At 62.5% G+C, this 17,386-nt stretch carries 13 protein-coding genes; 5 read left to right on the top strand and 8 right to left on the bottom strand.

The genetic code is table 11. The features are described 5' to 3' along the window. The first annotated feature begins 16 nt into the window (after positions 1 to 16). Positions 17 to 388: a RidA family protein gene (locus SA496_RS12845; protein WP_280359483.1), complete on the top strand. Its 372-nt coding sequence runs from the start codon at positions 17 to 19 to the stop codon at positions 386 to 388. A gap of 171 nt (positions 389 to 559) precedes the next feature. Then, complete coding sequence (locus SA496_RS12840) at positions 560 to 1,321, top strand: TerC family protein (RefSeq protein ID WP_330115526.1); 762 nt, start codon at positions 560 to 562, stop codon at positions 1,319 to 1,321. A gap of 178 nt (positions 1,322 to 1,499) precedes the next feature. Here SA496_RS12840 and SA496_RS12835 read toward each other — a convergent pair whose 3' ends face one another. From SA496_RS12835 to SA496_RS12825, 3 genes are all read right to left on the bottom strand, one after another. Next, positions 1,500 to 1,748, bottom strand: coding sequence for a transmembrane sensor/regulator PpyR (locus SA496_RS12835; protein WP_120650885.1), 249 nt, complete (start codon positions 1,746 to 1,748; stop codon positions 1,500 to 1,502). A gap of 81 nt (positions 1,749 to 1,829) precedes the next feature. After that, the gene (locus SA496_RS12830; protein WP_330115525.1) at positions 1,830 to 3,032 is read right to left on the bottom strand and encodes an NAD(P)/FAD-dependent oxidoreductase; all 1,203 of its coding nucleotides are present in this window, start codon (positions 3,030 to 3,032) and stop codon (positions 1,830 to 1,832) included. Between the two features lie 242 nt (positions 3,033 to 3,274). Then, positions 3,275 to 3,667: a response regulator transcription factor gene (locus SA496_RS12825; RefSeq protein ID WP_153921886.1), complete on the bottom strand. Its 393-nt coding sequence runs from the start codon at positions 3,665 to 3,667 to the stop codon at positions 3,275 to 3,277. A 297-nt stretch (positions 3,668 to 3,964) separates the two neighbouring features. Here SA496_RS12825 and SA496_RS12820 point away from each other — a divergent pair, with 297 nt between their 5' ends. Then, a complete protein-coding gene (locus tag SA496_RS12820) occupies positions 3,965 to 4,894 on the top strand; it encodes a LysR family transcriptional regulator (protein WP_153921888.1) in 930 nt (309 codons plus the stop codon). Positions 4,895 to 4,924: 30 nt separating this feature from the next. Here SA496_RS12820 and SA496_RS12815 read toward each other — a convergent pair whose 3' ends face one another. Beyond that, a complete protein-coding gene (locus tag SA496_RS12815) occupies positions 4,925 to 5,974 on the bottom strand; it encodes a GlxA family transcriptional regulator (RefSeq protein WP_153921890.1) in 1,050 nt (349 codons plus the stop codon). Positions 5,975 to 6,333: 359 nt separating this feature from the next. Here SA496_RS12815 and SA496_RS12810 point away from each other — a divergent pair, with 359 nt between their 5' ends. Both SA496_RS12810 and SA496_RS12805 read left to right on the top strand, forming a co-directional pair. Further along, on the top strand, positions 6,334 to 7,008 hold the full coding sequence (locus SA496_RS12810; protein ID WP_153921893.1) for a response regulator transcription factor: 675 nt from the start codon (positions 6,334 to 6,336) through the stop codon (positions 7,006 to 7,008). Between the two features lie 134 nt (positions 7,009 to 7,142). Next, complete coding sequence (locus SA496_RS12805; RefSeq protein WP_330115639.1) at positions 7,143 to 12,644, top strand: trifunctional serine/threonine-protein kinase/ATP-binding protein/sensor histidine kinase; 5,502 nt, start codon at positions 7,143 to 7,145, stop codon at positions 12,642 to 12,644. Between the two features lie 77 nt (positions 12,645 to 12,721). Here the strand turns inward: SA496_RS12805 and ahr are convergent, their stop codons facing one another. The 4 genes from ahr to SA496_RS12785 all read right to left on the bottom strand — a co-directional run bounded on the left by ahr (position 12,722) and on the right by SA496_RS12785 (position 17,379). After that, positions 12,722 to 13,753 carry an NADPH-dependent aldehyde reductase Ahr gene (gene ahr / locus SA496_RS12800; RefSeq protein WP_153921899.1) on the bottom strand — a complete coding sequence of 344 codons (1,032 nt, stop codon included), beginning with the start codon at positions 13,751 to 13,753 and terminating at the stop codon, positions 12,722 to 12,724. Between the two features lie 86 nt (positions 13,754 to 13,839). After that, the gene (locus SA496_RS12795) at positions 13,840 to 15,429 is read right to left on the bottom strand and encodes an MFS transporter (RefSeq protein ID WP_330115524.1); all 1,590 of its coding nucleotides are present in this window, start codon (positions 15,427 to 15,429) and stop codon (positions 13,840 to 13,842) included. After that, the gene (locus SA496_RS12790; RefSeq protein ID WP_330115523.1) at positions 15,426 to 16,523 is read right to left on the bottom strand and encodes an HlyD family secretion protein; all 1,098 of its coding nucleotides are present in this window, start codon (positions 16,521 to 16,523) and stop codon (positions 15,426 to 15,428) included. Before SA496_RS12790 ends, SA496_RS12795 begins: the two co-directional genes overlap by 4 nt. A gap of 94 nt (positions 16,524 to 16,617) precedes the next feature. Further along, complete coding sequence (locus SA496_RS12785; protein ID WP_330115522.1) at positions 16,618 to 17,379, bottom strand: SDR family oxidoreductase; 762 nt, start codon at positions 17,377 to 17,379, stop codon at positions 16,618 to 16,620. Positions 17,380 to 17,386 lie beyond the last annotated feature (7 nt).

Here is a 17,386-nt window from a genome sequence, read left to right as displayed (position 1 = left end):
CATGCTGGAGAGCTAAATGAAACAGTCCGTGAGTACCCGTTTGTTCCCGTCCAAGGCCCCACTGGAGTGGGCCGTGATCGGCAACGGGACCTTGTACACGGCGCAGATCCCCATCGATGTCGAAGGGCGCGTGGTGGATGGGGGGATCGAAGCCCAGACACGACAGACCCTGGACAACCTCAAGCACACCCTGGCCTGCGCCGGGCTGGGTCTGGATGCCGTGACCCAGGTGCTGATCTACGTGACCGACCGCAGCTACCTGGCGACCGTGAATGCGGTCTATGCCGAGTATTTCTCTGCTCCCTATCCGAACCGTGCCGCCATGGTGGTGGCCGGGTTGGCCCGTGAGGAAATGCTCGTGGAGCTGGTGGTCTACGCGGTGGCCTGAGCGGCCGCAGTCTCCAGTCCGCTCTGGTGATCCCGGACGACTGGTTTTCCGCTCGCCGATTGTCCCGGCGGCGACTCCAACTACGCTTGAACCTTGTACGTGCGCTTTTCCGTCACAAGCGGACAGGCGCCCGTACCCTTTTCGCCGTATGGCCTGACCTGGGAGCTTGGGATGGAATGGTTGCTCGACCCGGAAATATGGGTGGCCTTCTTCACGTTGACCGCACTGGAAATCGTCCTCGGTATCGACAACATCATCATGATCGCCATCCTCGTGGGTCGAATGCCGCCCCACATGCAGGCGCGCACCCGCTTCTTCGGCCTGGCCCTGGCGATGGTCACGCGCATCCTGTTGCTGCTTTCCATTTCCTGGATCATGCGGCTCACCGCCGACCTGTTCCAGGTGGCCGGGCAGGGGATATCCGGGCGTGATCTGATTCTCTTCTTCGGCGGCCTGTTCCTCCTCTGGAAGAGCAGCTCCGAGATGTACCAGGGCCTGGAGGGCGACGAGGAAGACTTCGACGAACCCAGGAGCCTTGCCGGCGGGCTCATCGGCACCATCATCCAGATCGCCCTGATCGACATCGTCTTCTCGCTGGACTCGGTGATTACCGCTGTCGGCATGGTTTCCAACGTGCCGGTGATGGTTGCTGCCATCGTGGTCGCCGTGTTGGTGATGATGCTCGCTGCCGGAACCATCAGCGCCTTCATCGACAGGCACCCGAGCCTGAAGATGCTGGCGCTCTCGTTCCTGGTGGTGGTCGGCACGGTGCTGATTGCCGAGTCGTTCGATGTTCATGTGCCCAAGGGCTACGTCTACTTCGCCATGGCCTTCTCCCTGGCCGTGGAAGCACTCAACATCCGTGCCCGCACGGCCCGCGGCCGCAAGGCGGCGGAACCGGTGAAGCTGCACAGGGAGATGAAGGGGGAGTGAGTGTTGGCCGTCTTGAGTCGAGTGCGTCTCGTGCACTAGGGGCCTTACGGCTGCCGAGTCCTACTGTGGGGCGTGCAGCGAGGGCAAAGGCAAGTCGCGAATAAAAAAGCCCGCCAAAACAGGTGTTGGCGGGCGAATCAGGCGGGAACTAGAGCCAGCGTCCCCGCCCGGGGAGTATTCAGCTGAGCAACATCCCCGTACTTGCCTTGAGGCGGTATTGCGCCTGCAGGCGCAGTACGTAGCCGAGCTTGATCGAGGTCGGTCCGAGGATGGTCAGCAAGTGCGCCAGTACCAGCCAGCCCATGGACAGGTAGGCGTCGAAGCCATAGGCCAGCAGGGCCCCGATCACCAGCATGGCCATGCCACTGATCAGCAAGTGGCTGGAAAGCTTGTGGACGCGTTGGGGGGATTCGAAAAAGGCGAACATATCCATTGCTCCAGCAGAGGTTGCGGTCTGCTTGGCAGGCGTCCGTGACGGGGTCACGGACGCCTGGTCCATTCAGGGTGCTTAGGCCACCGGAATCATTGGGTCGGCTGCGGCCAGGGCGGTTGCTCGATCAGCTGCCGGGGGATAGATCCAGATGGTGTTGATCTGGGTCTTGAGCTGCTTGGCTTCATCCTTCACCAGCTTCAGCTGACGGTCCCAGCCCTCGGTGAACACCGCTCCCCAGGCACCGAGGTCCAGGCAGGTCACGTACTTGGGCTGGCTGTAGGGAATGGGCTGCACGCCCAGCAAGTCGGCGGCTACGTTGTTACCCGCATGGCGACCCAGGGCGATCGCGTGCTGGCAGGACATGGCGGCGAAGTTGCCGAGGTCGTCGGTAGCCGCATAGGCGACATCGCCGGCGGCGAAGATGTTGTCCTGGCCAGCCACCTTGAGGTTCTGGTCTACATGCAGGCGCCCCAGTCCATCGCGCACGCTGGTCAGTTGCTCGGTCAGCGGGCTGGCACGGAAGCCGACCGTCCAGATCACCGTGTTGCTCTCGATATGGCGACCGTCGGAGAGGGTCACACCATTGGCGTCCACGGCCGCCACGCTGGTACCGGGTACCCACTCGATGCCGAGGTGATCGGATGCTTCGACGATCGACGGGCGGATTCCGTCGCCCAGGGCAGCGCCGATCTGTGGAGCACGGTCGATGACGATCACGCGAATATCCTGGTCTTCGCCGAGCACCTCGCGCAGACGCGCCGGCATCTCGGTGGCAGTTTCGATGCCGGTGAAGCCGCCGCCGGCGACCACCACAGTGTTGCGGGCAAGGCTGTATGGGCGGTCCTTGAGCGACTTCAGGTGGTTCTCCAGACGCGCCGCGGATTCGATCTGGTCGACGTCGAAGGCATGGGCCTCCAGGCCGGGCACCGGCGGGCGGGCGAGTTGGCTGCCGGTCGCGAGTACCAGGCGGTCGTAACTCAGTTCGTGCTGGCGGCCAGATTCGTCGCGGTAACCGACGGTCCTGGCCTGCTCATCGATACGTTCTGCGCTGCCTTTGACGAAACGCACACCAACCGAGTCGAACAGGGCATCCAACGGGGCAAACATGGCATGGACGTTGGGCTCGTAGAAGCGCGGACGGATGCGCAGCTCGGCCTGAGGGGCGAGCAGGGTGATCACCACATCGTTGCGATCATGCTTGTCCAGCAGACGTGCAGCGCTCAATGCGCTCCAAAGTCCACCGAACCCTGCGCCAACAACCAGAATTTGCTGTTTCATGAAGTGCTCCTCGGAAGAAGTGGTCAATAAGATTGATGTTATTTCTTCAATTCCGGCGTGACGATTACAGGTCCATTGATACTGGGTTCCCATATTCGCTGAATCGGATCGTCCGCTGTGGTTACATGCTATCCATGGATATTTTTCAGCGCACTTCTACATAGGGTAAGTAGAGTTATGCGTCAGTCGAATTGATATATACGTAGGTATAATTTGAATTCGCCGCAGTGCTTTCCGGGTTCTCAGGGGTGTTCGCGCAGGGCTGTTTCGATACAGCTGAGCAGTTTGTCGGCTTCGAAGGGCTTGGGGAGGTAGGCGACCAGCCCCGGGGTGTCGGGACTGACGCGGGGGGAGACACCGTGGTAAGCGGTGATGAAGATGGTGGGAATGCGAAAGCCCATGGCGATGAGTCTTTCATGTAATTCGAGCCCACACATTCCCGGCATCTGGATGTCGGAGATCAGGCAGTGGGCTTCAGTCGGGCCGCTGGAGCCCAGGAACTCCAGAGCATCGGCGTAGGTCCTGGCCTGGTAGCCGCTGGACCTCAACAAGCCCTCCAGCGCCGTGCGGATGGATTCGTCATCATCGACAACTGCAATAACGGCCATGTCGCGCACCTGAGTAGCTTGCGTCATTTGGGGTTGCCCGTGACGGCACCCGTCGTTATTGGAAGATACGCTGTCTTATAACGTGGAGAAGTATACCTACGTATAGTCGCCGCCCCTCGAAACCAGAGGGGCCGGGTTCCCTTCTGTTGCATAATACCGAAGTACAAGTGCACACCCCGAAGGGATACTCAACCTGAACTGACGTACAAGTGACCGTTCGCCTGTTTCTCGAATAATCTGACACCCACTTCGCTGATTGCCTCCAGCAACTTTGGAGGTGCATATGAAAGTTGTAAGAGTTCAATCAACCAGGCGGCGAACATCATGAACAGAAATGACCTGCGGCGTGCCGACCTCAACTTGCTGGTTGTATTCGAAACCATGATGCGCGAGCGCAATGTCACTCGGGCCGGGGAGCGTTTGTTTATCGGGCAGACCACTGTCAGCAGCGCGCTGGCTCGCCTGCGCTCGATGTTCAACGACCCCCTGTTCATCCGTACCGGCGGGGTGATGGAGCCGACCGCGCGTGCCGAGGAAATCCATGCTCGGCTGGCGCCGGCCCTCGACGGCATCGCGGTGGCCCTGAGCTGCTCGCAGGAGTTCGACCCACTCACCAGTGATGCGGCCTTCCATGTCGGACTCTCGGACGATGTCGAATATGCGCTGCTTCCGAAGCTGATGAGACGCCTGCGCGACGAAGCGCCAAATATCACCCTGGTGGTGCGCAGGGTGGACCAGTGGCACTTGCCCCACCTGATTACCACGGGCGAGATTTCCGTGGGAATCAGCCTGACGCAGGCATTGCCGGCCAGTTCGCACTGCAAACGCCTGCGGCCGATGCAGCCGGTGTTGCTGCGCGGTGATTCGGCGGCCAGCCGCCTGACACTGGATGAATTCTGTGCGCGGCCCCATGTGGTGGTGTCCTCGATGGGCAAGGTCATCGACGACGTCGATCACGCCCTGAGCCTGGGAGGGCGTCAGCGCAAGGTGGTGCTGGCAGTGCCGCAATTCAGCGCATTGCCCGGACTGCTTGCCGGCAGCGACATGGTCGCCATCGTGCCGGACTACGTTGCCCAGGCCATGGAGCGGCTGCATGGTATGCACGCCGAGTACGCTCCGCTGGACCTGCCGACTCCCGACCTGTCCATGGCCTGGCGCGGCGCTTGCCACGATGACCCGCGCGAGCGCTGGCTGCGCTCGTGCTTCTTCCGTCACTTCGGCCAGGCGCTGGAGCAGACCTCGGTTGCAGCTTGAATGGGGAGGGCGGGGCCTGTGGGATACGGATCAGTTCTCCCGTGTGAAACGGCTGCGGTAATCACGGGGGGAAATGGACAGGTTGCGCTGGAAGGTGCAGCGCATCCGTTCTTCGTCGCCGAATCCGCAGAGTCGGGCGATCTGTTCGATGTTGCGTGGCGTGTTCTCCAGCAAGCGCTTTGCCGCTTCCAGGCGGAACAACTCGATGGCCCTGGACGGGGTCCGGCCGGTCTTGAGCTTGTAGACCCTGGAGAAGTTGCGCTGGCTCATCTGCGCCTGTTGGGCCAGACGCTCCACCGTAAGGTTTTCGTCGCCCAGATTCTCTGCCAGCCACAGGTGCAGGTCGTCGAATGCCGCGCTTTCCTCCGATTGCGACTGCAACAGCGTGCTGTACTGCGCCTGACCGCCCGGACGCTTGAGGTAGACCACCAGTTCCCTGGCCACCTGCATGGCCACTTCGCGACCGCAATCCGCTTCCACCAGGGCGAGTGCCAGGTCAATGCCCGCGCTCACGCCCGCCGACGTCCAAACCGTGCCTTCCTGGATGAAGATCGCATCGGCGTCGACGTCGATGGTCGGAAAACGCGCCTTGAGGGTGTCGCACATGGCCCAGTGCGTGGCGGCACGCCGACCATCGAGCAGACCGGCCTTGGCCAGCAGGAAGGCGCCGCTGCAGACCGCCGCGACGCGCCTGAATCGATGGGTCGTGCCGGCCAGCCAGTCCGCCAGGTCACCGTGACTGTCCAGGGTCTGGCAAATATCCGGGGCACCGGGAACGATGAGGGTGTCGGCAGGTGGTTCGCCCGGACGGTCGAGTCGTGAGGTGTCCACGACCAGGCCCTCGGCGGTTTGTATCAGGCCACCTTCGAGGCTCGCCGTACGCAGCTGGTAGCCGTGCAGCCTGCGTTCGGCCAGTGCCTTGGAGGCAACCCAGAACACGGTCTGGGCGCCAGTCAGGTCGAGCAGCCCCATTTTCTGGAAGGCCACGAATAGCACCTCTCGGGGCTGATCCCATGCTGGCGGATTCGTAGCATGGTGCTTGCCGGGATTTTTTGTCTTTGCCCCTGAAGAACCCACCATTGTCGTGGCCGCTCTTGCTGTATTGGCATGGGGAAATAATGGCTCGGGTCATGGCTTTTCAGGTGATCTGCCAGGGTCGGTCGTCGGAAAGTCAGATGCGCCTTTCTGCTGTCCGGGCCTGGCCGATAACAAGGGTTTTATGTCCTGGCAGGCCGCTGCACGGGCGAGTTAGCCTATTTCTCGTCGAGGGCGAGCTGTTCTCGGCCCCTTACCGCGCGTTATTAGCGCTCCGCTCCAAATCACCCCAAGCAATGTCAGCCCGGCCAGCACCGGGTCGCAGCGTTGCTGCGGGGGGAGTCATGGACTAATTTTTTTTTGACCAGCATGTAGATATGGCCGGTCCTCAGAAAGGAGGCAAGATGAGTTCGTGGTCGCAATCAACTTCGACCCAAAACGCAGGCGACCAGAAAGACCCAGTGGTCTATGTGGTCGATGACGACGAGTCGATGCGACTAGCGGTCGAGGGATTGCTGCGCTCAATCGGTTTGCGCGTAGAGACGTTTGAATCACCCCAGGATTTTCTTGCCTTCCCGAAGAGCAACGCTCCCAGTTGCCTGATCCTGGACGTCAGGCTGCGTGGCGAAAGCGGCCTCGCTTTCCAGGAGCAGGCCGAAAAGAGTGGTCTGCATATGCCGATCGTGTTCATGACCGGTCATGGTGACATCGCCATGACGGTGAAGGCTATGAAAGCCGGGGCAGTCGACTTCCTGGCCAAACCGTTTCGCGACCAGGACATGCTGGACGCAGTCGCCAATGCATTGGCGCTGGACGGCGAGCGTCTGGCAGCCGAGCGTTCCATTGCAGCGCTCCGTGCCGCGTACGACTCGCTTACCGTTCGGGAACGGGAGGTCATGGGGTTCGTCGTGGCCGGTCTGATGAACAAGCAGATCGCCTTCGAACTGAACCTCAGTGAAGTCACCGTGAAAGTCCATCGTGGACAGGTCATGAAGAAGCTGGCGGCGCGCTCCGTAGCGGACCTCGTCAGAAAATCGGAATCATTGGGCATCCAACCGCAGCCACGGAAGTCGTCCTGATGTCGGCACCGTCGGCAGTGCCATTGAGGCCTGTCGATGATCCACCGAGGCGGTAGCGTCCATCGCAATGAGGGGCGGCAGCCTGAGGGCAGGGTGCGGCATACCAGATAAAACTACAGATGGTTCCGAGACCAATGGGTAACAGACTCCAGATTTGCTGGGACGATGGCGAGCGCGTCTTCTGTCGCGGGCCACATCCACGAAACAGCGGCTACGAGGTGCTGGTCGCACGGCCCGCCGCAGAGCAACCGTCGCCAGCCAGCCTTGATCGCCTTGTTCACGAGTTCTCCCTGAAAGAGGAACTCGATGGCACATGGGCGGTTCGCCCGCAGGCCCTGGTGCGCGAGAGTGGCGGGATGCTGCTGGTGCTCGATGATCCGGGCGGCGAACCTCTCGAACGGTTGCTCGGCGCTCCCATGGAGATGGGCGCCTTCCTGGGCTATGCCGTGGGTATTGCCACGGCGCTGGGCAAGCTTCACCAGCGCGGACTCGTCCACAAAGACCTCAAGCCTACGCACATCCTGGTGAACTGCGCCGATGGGCAGACGCGCCTGACCGGGTTCGGACTGGCCTCGCGCTTGCCGCGAGAACGCCAGGCTCCCGAGCCCCCCGAGACCATCGCCGGCACGCTCGCCTACATGGCGCCCGAGCAGACCGGACGGATGAATCGGTCGATCGATTCGCGCAGCGACCTCTATGCGCTTGGCATTACCCTCTACCAGATGCTGACCGGTGCGCTGCCGTTCACAGCCTCCGATGCCATGGAGTGGGTGCACTGCCATATCGCCAGGAAGGCGATCGCACCGAGCGAACGGGTGGTCACGGTCCCCGTGGTTATCTCCCACATCGTCATGAAACTGCTGGCCAAGACAGCCGAGGAGCGCTACCAGACTGCAGCCGGCGTCGAACATGACCTGCGCCGCTGTCTGGAAGCGTGGCAGTCTGAGCAGCGCATCGACGACTTCCCTCTGAACGAGCAGGGCGCCCCCGACCGCTTGTTGATTCCGGAGAAGTTGTATGGGCGGGAGGTCGAGGTAGACACCCTGGTTGCCGCGTTCACTCGCATCGTCAACAGCAGTGCGCCGGAGCTGGTGCTGGTGTCGGGTTACTCCGGTATCGGCAAGTCTTCGGTGGTCAACGAACTGCACAAGGTATTGGTGCCGCCACGGGGGCTCTTCGCCTCCGGCAAGTTCGACCAGTACAAGCGGGATATTCCCTATTCGACCCTGGTACAAGCGTTCCAGAACCTGGTGCGGACACTGCTCGGCAAGAGCGATGCAGAACTGGAGGGCTGGCGGGATGCGATGCTGGAGGCGCTGGAACCCAATGCGCGGCTCATGACCGATCTCATTCCGGAGCTGAAACTCATCATCGGAGAGCAGCCACCGGTTCCGGAGCTGGAGCCGCAGCAAGCGCAACGCCGCTTCCTGCTGGTGTTTCGGCGTTTCATCAGCGTATTTGCGCGACCGGAACATCCGCTCGCACTGTTCCTCGACGATCTTCAGTGGCTCGACGCGGCCACCCTCGATTTGCTGGAAGACCTGCTGACCCATTCGGAACTGCGCCACCTGATGCTGGTAGGCGCCTACCGCGATAACGAAGTGGATGTCACGCATCCGCTGACCGCCAAGCTTCAGGCCATCAGGAATGCAAGCGTCAGGATCGACGAAATCAAGCTGGCGCCGCTCGCCACGGCTCATATCGAGCAACTGATCTCCGAGGCCCTGCATTGCCCGCGAGAACGCATCGAGTCGCTGGCGCGGCTGGTGCAGGACAAAACCGCAGGCAATCCATTTTTCGTGATCCAGTTTCTTCAGGCGCTGGTCGAAGAAGACCTGCTGGCCTTCGACCATGACGCGCGGCATTGGCGCTGGAACCCTGATCGTATCCATGCCAAGGGTTACACCGACAACGTCGTGGACCTCATGGTCGGCAAGCTCGCCCGCCTGCCGTCTGATACCCAGCAGGCGCTGCAGCAGCTGGCCTGCCTTGGCAACGTCGCCCAGATCGACGTCCTCGCCAGCGTTCTGGGCATTTCTCAGCCACAGACTCAAACGGTGCTGTGGGAAGCGATTCGCCAGGAGCTGGTCGAGCGGCTGGAGGGTACTTATGCCTTCGTCCATGACCGGATTCACGAAGCTGCCTACTCGCTGATCCCCAAGGCATCACGCGCCGAAGCCCATCTTCGTATTGGCTGGCTGCTCGCCGCACAAACAGTCCCGGAACGACGGGAGGAGGCCATCTTCGAGATTGCCGGCCAACTCAATCGCGGTGCCGCGCTGCTGAACGACGCAGGTGAGCGTGAGCAACTGGCCGAGTTCAACCTGCTCGCCGGCCAGCGGGCCAAGGCATCGACTGCCTATGCGTCGGCGCTTACCTATCTCACCATCGGTGCGGAACTGCTCGACGAGGAGTGCTGGGAACGCCGCCATGAGCTGATCTTCGCGTTGGAGCTTAACCGGGCCGAATGCGAGTTCCTGACCGGGCAGTTGGCGGCGGCGGACGCCCGCCTGGTGGCCCTGGTGGAACGCGCCGCTTCTACCGTGGAGAAGGCGCTGGTAGCGTGCCTCCAGCTCGATGTTTGCCTGGTCCTCGATCAAAGCGACCGCGCCGTCGCGGTCTGCCTCGCCTATCTCAAACATGTCGGCATCGACTGGTCAGCGCATCCCGACGATGACGAGGTTCACTGCCAATACCAGCAAATCTGGTCACGGCTTGGCGAACGCAGAATCGAGGATCTGATCGATCTGCCAGTGATGGAGGATGCTGCCTCGCTTGGCACCGTCGAGGCGCTGAGCAAGCTGTTCGCGCCGGCCCTGCAGACGGACGCAAACCTGGCATGCCTGACGATCTGCAAGGCGGTAATCATCAGCATGGAGCACGGCAACAGCGATGCGTCGTGCGTGCTCTATGCCAATGTCGGCCGGGTCGCGGGACGGCGCTTCGGGGATTACCAGGCCGGTTTGCGCTTTGGCCAGCTCGGCTGCGATCTCGTCGACCGGCGTGGGCTCAAGCGCTTCGAGGCCAAGACCTTCCTCTGCTTCTCGATATTCGTCATGCGCTGGCTGCGGCCCGTGCGGGAGTGCCGTGCGTTGTTGAGCCGTGCCTTCGTGGCGGCGAACAGGATCGGCGATCTTCCGTATGGTGCCTACGCAGGCAACAGCCAGGTCTCGGACATGCTCTTCGCCGGCGAATCGTTGCCGACGGTGCAGACTGAAGCCGAGCGCGGCCTGGCCTATGCGCAGAAAGTGCGTTTTGGCCTGGTGGTCGACTTCATTGCCACGCAACTTGCCGTGGTGCGCGCCTTACGCGGGTTGACGACGGCATTCGGCTGTTTCGACGACACGAATTTCACCGAGCAACAGACCGAGGAACATCTGTCCGGCAGCCCGGACCTGGCACTCGCCGAGTGCTGGTACTGGACGCGCAAACTGCAGCTTCGCTACCTGGCCGACGACTACGGCGCGGCGATGGAGGCAGCAACGAAGGCGGAGGCATTGCTCTGGACTTCATCTTCGTTCTTCGAGGAGGCCGAGTTTCACTTCTACGCCGCGCTGGTTCGCGCTGCAGCCTGTGATACGGGGCCTGCGGAGGAGCGGGAGACACATCTGGCTGCCATGGCCGTCCATCACCGGCAGTACCAGGTATGGGCGGACAACTGCCGCGAGAACTTTGCCGATCGTACCGCCCTGATAGCTGCCGAACGCGCTCGCGTGGAGGGTCGGGAGCTGGAAGCCGAGCGGCTCTACGAAGAGGCCATCCAGGCGGCACAGGCAAGCGGCTTCGTCCATGTCGAAGCGCTGGCCAATGAACTCGCGTCGCGCTTTTACGCGTCGCGGGGTCTCGGCAAGATTGCCCAGCTGCATATGCGTGATGCGCGTTATGGCTACCTGCGTTGGGGCGCCAGCGGCAAGGTGCGACAGCTGGAGGCGAAGTACTCGTACCTGCGCGTGGAAGAACCTGCGCTCGGCCCAACAACCACGATCGCAACGCCGGTCGACAACCTCGATCTTGCAACCGTACTGAAAGTGTCCCAAGCCGTATCGGGAGAGATTGTTCTGGAAAAGCTAATCGATATGATCATGCGCACGGCCATCGAACAGGCCGGCGCCGAACGTGGCCTGCTGATCCTGTCGGACGGCGGCGTGCACTTGGTTGCGGCAGAAGCGACGACGGTGGGGGAAGCGACACAGTTGCAACTGCGAGATGTGCCGGTGAACGCGACCCTGCTGCCGGAATCAATCCTGCTCAATGCCCTGCGTACCCGGGACAGTGTCGTTCTCGACGATGCCGTGGCCGAGCCTGCTTTCGCCACCGACCCGTACATCCGCGAGCAGCGCCCGCGGTCGATCCTTTGCCTGCCCTTGATGAACCAGGCCAAGATGACTGGCGCCCTATATCTCGAAAACAACCTGACTTCGCGGGTGTTCAGCCCGGCGCGGATAGCCGTCCTGAAGCTGGTGGCCTCCCAGGCGGCGATCTCACTGGAGAATGCCCATTTGTACCGTGATATCGCCGAACGCGAGGCAAAGATCCGTCGTCTAGTCGATTCCAACATCATCGGGCTCATCGTCTGGAATGCAGACGGTGACATCATCGAAGCCAATGATGCATTCCTGCGCATGGTGGGTTACGAGCGGGAAGAACTGGTGTCGGGACGAGTGGGTTGGCGAGAACTGACGAAACCGGATTTGCTCTCGGACAGTGAACTGGCCCTGGCTGAGGCCCTGCGTGCCGGAAGCGTGCAGCCTTTCGAGAAGGAATACATCAGGAAGGATGGCAGCTACGTGCCGGTCATCGTCGGCCTGGCTACTTTCGAAACGGGTCGCAAGGAAGGCGTCGCTTTCGTGCTCGATCAGACCGAGCGCAAGCAGGCCGAGCAGCAGGTCCGCGACAGCGAGCAACGTTATCGCGAGGTGCAGGCGGAGTTGGCACATGCCAACCGCGTCGCGACCATGGGGCAACTGGCCGCTTCGATCGCCCACGAAGTCAACCAGCCGATTGCCGCGACGGTGACCAATGCCCATGCCGCGCAGCGCTGGCTGAACGCCCAGCCGCCCGAGATTGGCGAGGTGGGTCAGGTCCTTGGCCGCATCATCAAGGATGCCAACCGGGCCGCGGAGGTCCTTGGTCGAATCCGCGAACTGATCAGGAAGGCACCGCCGCAGAAGGAAGCCGTGGACATCAATGTGGCGATACGCGAGATGGTGTGCTTCACCCAGGGAGAAACCAGCAAGTGCGGCGCATCGGTGCAGATGCAACTCGCGGAAGGTTTGCCCTTGATCGAAGGTGACCGTGTCGAGTTGCAACAGGTGCTGCTCAACCTGATCGTCAATGCGTTGGAGGCCATGAGCGGCGTCAGCGACGGCGCCCGGCAACTGCACATCAGCAGTGGGATAGACGACGCAGACACTGTGCGGGTGAAAGTGAGCGATTCTGGGCCGGGATTCGCTGATAGCGCCGAGAAAGTCATCGCCCCGTTTTACACCACCAAGGCAACCGGCCTGGGGATGGGGCTGTCGATCTGCCGCTCGATCATCGAGTCCCATGGCGGCCAACTGAGCGTGAGCAGCCGGCAGCCTTGCGGCGCCGTCGTCGAGTTCACCGTGCTCGCCCATCCCGCCGTTTCATCGTGATTGCCACCTACGGGTGACGCAAATCCCGGCCAGGTGCAATCGGGAAACGCGCGCGGCTCGCCGCCGCGCGCCCAACGTCAGCTGGATGCGTCCAGCACCACCCGGTAGCGAGCCTTGCCGCTACGCAGGTGGTCGATGGCGTCGTTGATCCGGCTCATGGGAAAGTGCTCGACCTGCGGCAGGATCTGATGGCGCGCGCAGAACTCCAGCATGGTCGCCATGGTCGCGGGTGAACCCACCGGGGAGGCCGACAGGCTCTTCTGCTGGCGCAGCAGGTTGAATACATGCACGGGAATCGCGCCGGGCACCACGCCGACGAAATTCAGGTGACCCTTGCGGCGCAGAGTGCCGAGCATGGCGGGCCAATCGAGGTCGGCGTTGGCAGTGACCAGGAGGAAGTCCAGGGTATTGGCGATCGCCGCCAGTGCCGCACTGTCGGTAGAGGGCACAACCTTGTGTGCGCCCAGGCGGCGGGCTTCGTCCTGTTTGCTCAAGGACGAGGTGAAGGCCGTGACTTCACAGCCCCAGGCATTGAGGAAACGCAGGGCAAGATGACCGAGCCCACCGATCCCCACGACGCCAACTCGGTCGGTGGGTTTCACATCGAACTCCACCAGCGGGTTGAACACGGTCGATCCTGCGCAGAACAACGGTCCGGCCAGGGCCGGGTCCAGCCCATCCGGCAGCGGGATCGCCCAGGCCCAGTGGGAACGCAGGCGGTCGGCGAAGCCGCCGTTGCTGCCGATGATCGTGGGTTTGATGGCGTTGCACATCTGGTGGGAACCCTCGATGCAGGAACCGCAGTGCATGCAGCTGCCCTTGTACCAGCCGATGCCCACCCGCTGGCCCAGCTTGAGTCCACGGACCTGGCTGCCCATCCGTACGATGCTGCCAACCACCTCGTGGCCGGGGATGAACGGGTAGCGGGTGAGGCCCCATTCGTTGTCGATCATCGATTGATCCGAGTGGCAGACGCCGCAGTACTCGACCGCGACTTCCACCTCTTCGTCCGCCAATGGGCCGGGGATATAGCTATGGCGTTCCAGTGGGGCTCCGGGCGCGACGGCGGCCCAGCCGGTGAATGTCGTGAGTTCCGCTGCATCGCTCATCGGTCAGCTCCTGCTGGAAGGGATCGGGGTGCCTGCGCTTCGCCGCGGCAGGGCCCGGGAAGTGTAGCCCGTCGCTCAGGCTTGTCTCATGCCCCGCCCTGGCGGGCTTTCGCGTATCGCGCGAGTCCGATCTTGATGCCCACCAGCATGGGGGCGGCGACCACGAATAGCAGGGAAACGGCAACGAAGGCCGAGTCGAAGGCAATTACCGTGGACTGACCGGTTACCACCCGTCCCAACAGGTTTATCGCTGCCTGGCTGGCGGACGCTGTGTCCATACCCTTCGCGGCCAGCAGGGTGGTCGTGGTCGTCAGCCGCTCGATGAGGGCGCCACCTCCAGGGGTGACGTGCGAGCCGAGCACCGCAAGATTGGCGGCGACGTTATGCTCGACCAGGGTCTGCAGTGCTGCAACCCCCGCCAGGCCTCCCAACTGACGACCCGTATTGAACAGGCCGATGCCGGCGGCCAGGTTCTGGCTGTTCAGGTTGCTGAAGGCGATCAGCGTGATCGACAGGAACAGGAAGCCAAGGCCAAGACCGCGCAACAGGATGGCGGACATCATGTCGTCGGCGCCGCTTTCGCTGGTGGAGCCGGACAGCATCCACATTGCGATCATGATTATCAGGATCCCAAAAGGCACTGTGGCAAACGGCGCAACGCGACGCACCTGCATGAGAAACGCCGAGATAAGCAGCGCGCCAACAAAGGATACGGCGCTCGGCACAAGGAGCTGGCCGGCATCGGTCGGGGTGAACGCCAGGACCGACAGGGCGAACACGGGTATCAGGAACGCACTGCCGAACAGGGCGGCGCCGGCGACAAAGCTGACGATGAAGGCGAAGAGAAAGTCAGTCGACTTGAACAAGCTGAAATCGAGCAGGCCTTGCCCCTTGGCCAGCACCTGTTGGCCGAGGAAGGCGAGCAGGGCGGCGATGCCAATGACGGTCAGCCACAGGATGCGGGGTTCCTCGAACCAATCCCAGCGGGTGCCCTGGATGAGTACGTAGGTCAGGCAGAACAGGCTGGCGGACATCAGCAAGAAGCCGAGCCAGTCAAACCGGCGCGGTCTGATCCTGACGGGTATCGGATCATCGGCGATCAGCAGCAGGCCGCTGGCCACCAGGGCGAGCGGCACAACGCTGAAGAAGATCCACGTCCAGGACTCGCTGTCTATCAACCACCCTTGCAAGGCCGGGGCGAGCGTTGCGGGTGCGACGACCGCCCCCACGGCGAAAAGGGCTTGAAGGATGGGCTGGTGGGCGCGTGGGTAAGCGAAGAAGACGATCGCCTGGCCAACGACCAGCAAAGAGCCGCCGGCGAAGCCCTGGATCATCCGCAGCGCCATCAGCACATCCAGCCGCGCCGTGATGGCTGCCATGCCGCAGGCCAGGCCCAGGACCAGGGTCAGGGTGATGAACAGGGTACGCGGGTGGAAACGGCTTACGAACCATGAGGCCGTCATGAACCCGATGAGCTTGAGTGCGATGTACCCGACATCCAGCCAGGCGAACTCATCAGGCGTTGCGGAAGTGTCGCCGATGATGTCACTGCGTCCGAGCGCCAGGACGGTGCCGGTTATCGCTTCAGTCAGCGAGGCCAGCACGATGCCGACCATCAGGAGGATTCCGGTCGCGCTCTGGTTGCGGCTCTGCGTGCCAGCGGCGACGGCGTTCATGAGCCACTTCCATGATCAACTTCGACGCGTGCCGACAGGCCCGGAACAATGCGGCCCGGCATGGGATTATTGGAAAAGCGAATCTTCACCGGGACGCGCTGCACGACGCGCACGAAGTTGCCGGTCGCATTGTCGGTGGGGAGCAGGCTGAACGCCGATCCGCTGCCAGGTGCAAAGCTGTCGACCACGCCTTCCAGCGCTTCGTCCGGATAGCCGTCGATGGTGATGCGGACGCTCTGGCCTGCGCGGATATGTTCGAGTTGGGTTTCCTTGAAGTTCGCCACGACCCACACATCATGGACCGGCACGATATCCAGCAGGGCGACGCCCGGTGTGACGAAGCGGCCGATGCGGACCTGGCGGTTACCGACCACGCCATCGACCGGAGCGCGTACCACGGTACTGTCGAGATCGATCTGGGCGAGGTCGCGGGCGGCTTGAGCCTGCGCCACGGCCGCCACGGCGGCTTCGCGCTGGGCGAGCAGGACGGCGATGCGTTGCTGTTGAGCCTCCATGGTTGCCGAAGCGGCTGATACCTTCGCTTCGGTTCCCAGGCGTGCCGCGTCGCTTTCGTCGACCAGGGCCTGGCTGACGGCGTGGCTGCGAATGAGCTTGCGGCTGCGATCATGGGTCTTGGCTGCCAGATTCCACTGTGCCACGGCCGAGCGCCTTTCGGCTTCGGCCTGTCGAATCAACGAGCGCTGCAGCTGGGTTTCCGCATCGACATTGGTCAGCCGAGCCTCGGCTGCCTTGACGTTGGCGACCGCCTGCGCAAGGCGCGCACGGTAGTCCTGATCATCGATCCGGAACAGCACGTCACCCGCCTGGACGCTCTGATTGTCCTCGACCTCGACCGCGGTGACGTAACCGGCAACCTTGGCCGCTAGCGATGTGGCGTCACCGCGGACGTAGGCATTGTCGGTCGTCGTCTCGCCAACGGAAACCGCCATGGTCCATCCGATCGCGGCTGCCACTACCGCGCCGAGGCACAGCAGTACGCCAATCACCTTTCGCTTGCTTCGCCGCGCCGGTACTGCACCGATCTCGGAGCTTGCGCCGGCGGCACTGGCGATCTTGTCCTCGAGCGATTTCATATCTTCATTTCCTGTTGAATATCAATGACGTGCAGCAGCTCCTGGACCGCAGTCGCCTGCTGCCGGGGCTGTCGATTGTTGATGCAGCTGTTGCTCAATTCGCCCCGTGCTCGGCCTGGCTGCCCAGCCAGGTGTCGTAGTGGATCGTGCCAAGGCGCGGGTGCTCGCCGGGAGTCAACGATTGATCGTCGAGGAGGACACCGAAATAGCGCGCATGGACGTCCGGCACGACTTTGCGCGTGTCCTGGGTGATCTGCAGGAAGCGCCGGATCAATTCGTCGAGCGGAATGGCTTCGGGACCGGCGACTTCGACGGTGCCGTTGGCCGGTGCTTCGAAGGTGATTTCCGTCAGCGCCGCCACCACATCGTCCGACGCGATTGGCTGGATCAGAGCTGGCGAGAGGTGAATCTCCTCGCCCTCGGTAGCCGACTGCGCAATCCCGCCGACAAACTCGAAGAACTGCGTCGCGCGCACGATGGTGTAGGGAATGCGGGACGCCTTGATGAGTTCCTCCTGCACGATCTTTGCCCGGAAGTAGCCGCTGTCCTGGAGTCGTTCACTACCTACGACCGAGAGCGCAATGTGATGACGAACTCCGGCGGCGGCTTCGGCAGCCAGCAGGTTGCGGCCGGACTCTTCGAAGAACTCGAGGACGGCTTTGTCGTCCCAGGCGGGCGCGTTGGCGACGTCGACGACAATCTCGGCGCCATCCATCGCCTCTGCCAGGCCTTGGCGGGTAACGGTATTCACGCCCGTGCTCGGGGCTGCGGCGATCACGTAGTGGCCGCGCTCGCGGAGGTTTTTTACCAGTTTGGAACCGATGAGGCCGGTGCCTCCGATGACGACGATCTTCATGGGGTCT

Origin of the sequence: Pseudomonas sp. JS3066, assembly GCF_036328175.1 — a bacterium.
Taxonomy (GTDB): domain Bacteria; phylum Pseudomonadota; class Gammaproteobacteria; order Pseudomonadales; family Pseudomonadaceae; genus Metapseudomonas.
This window is presented reverse-complemented; position numbering and strand designations above follow the sequence as displayed.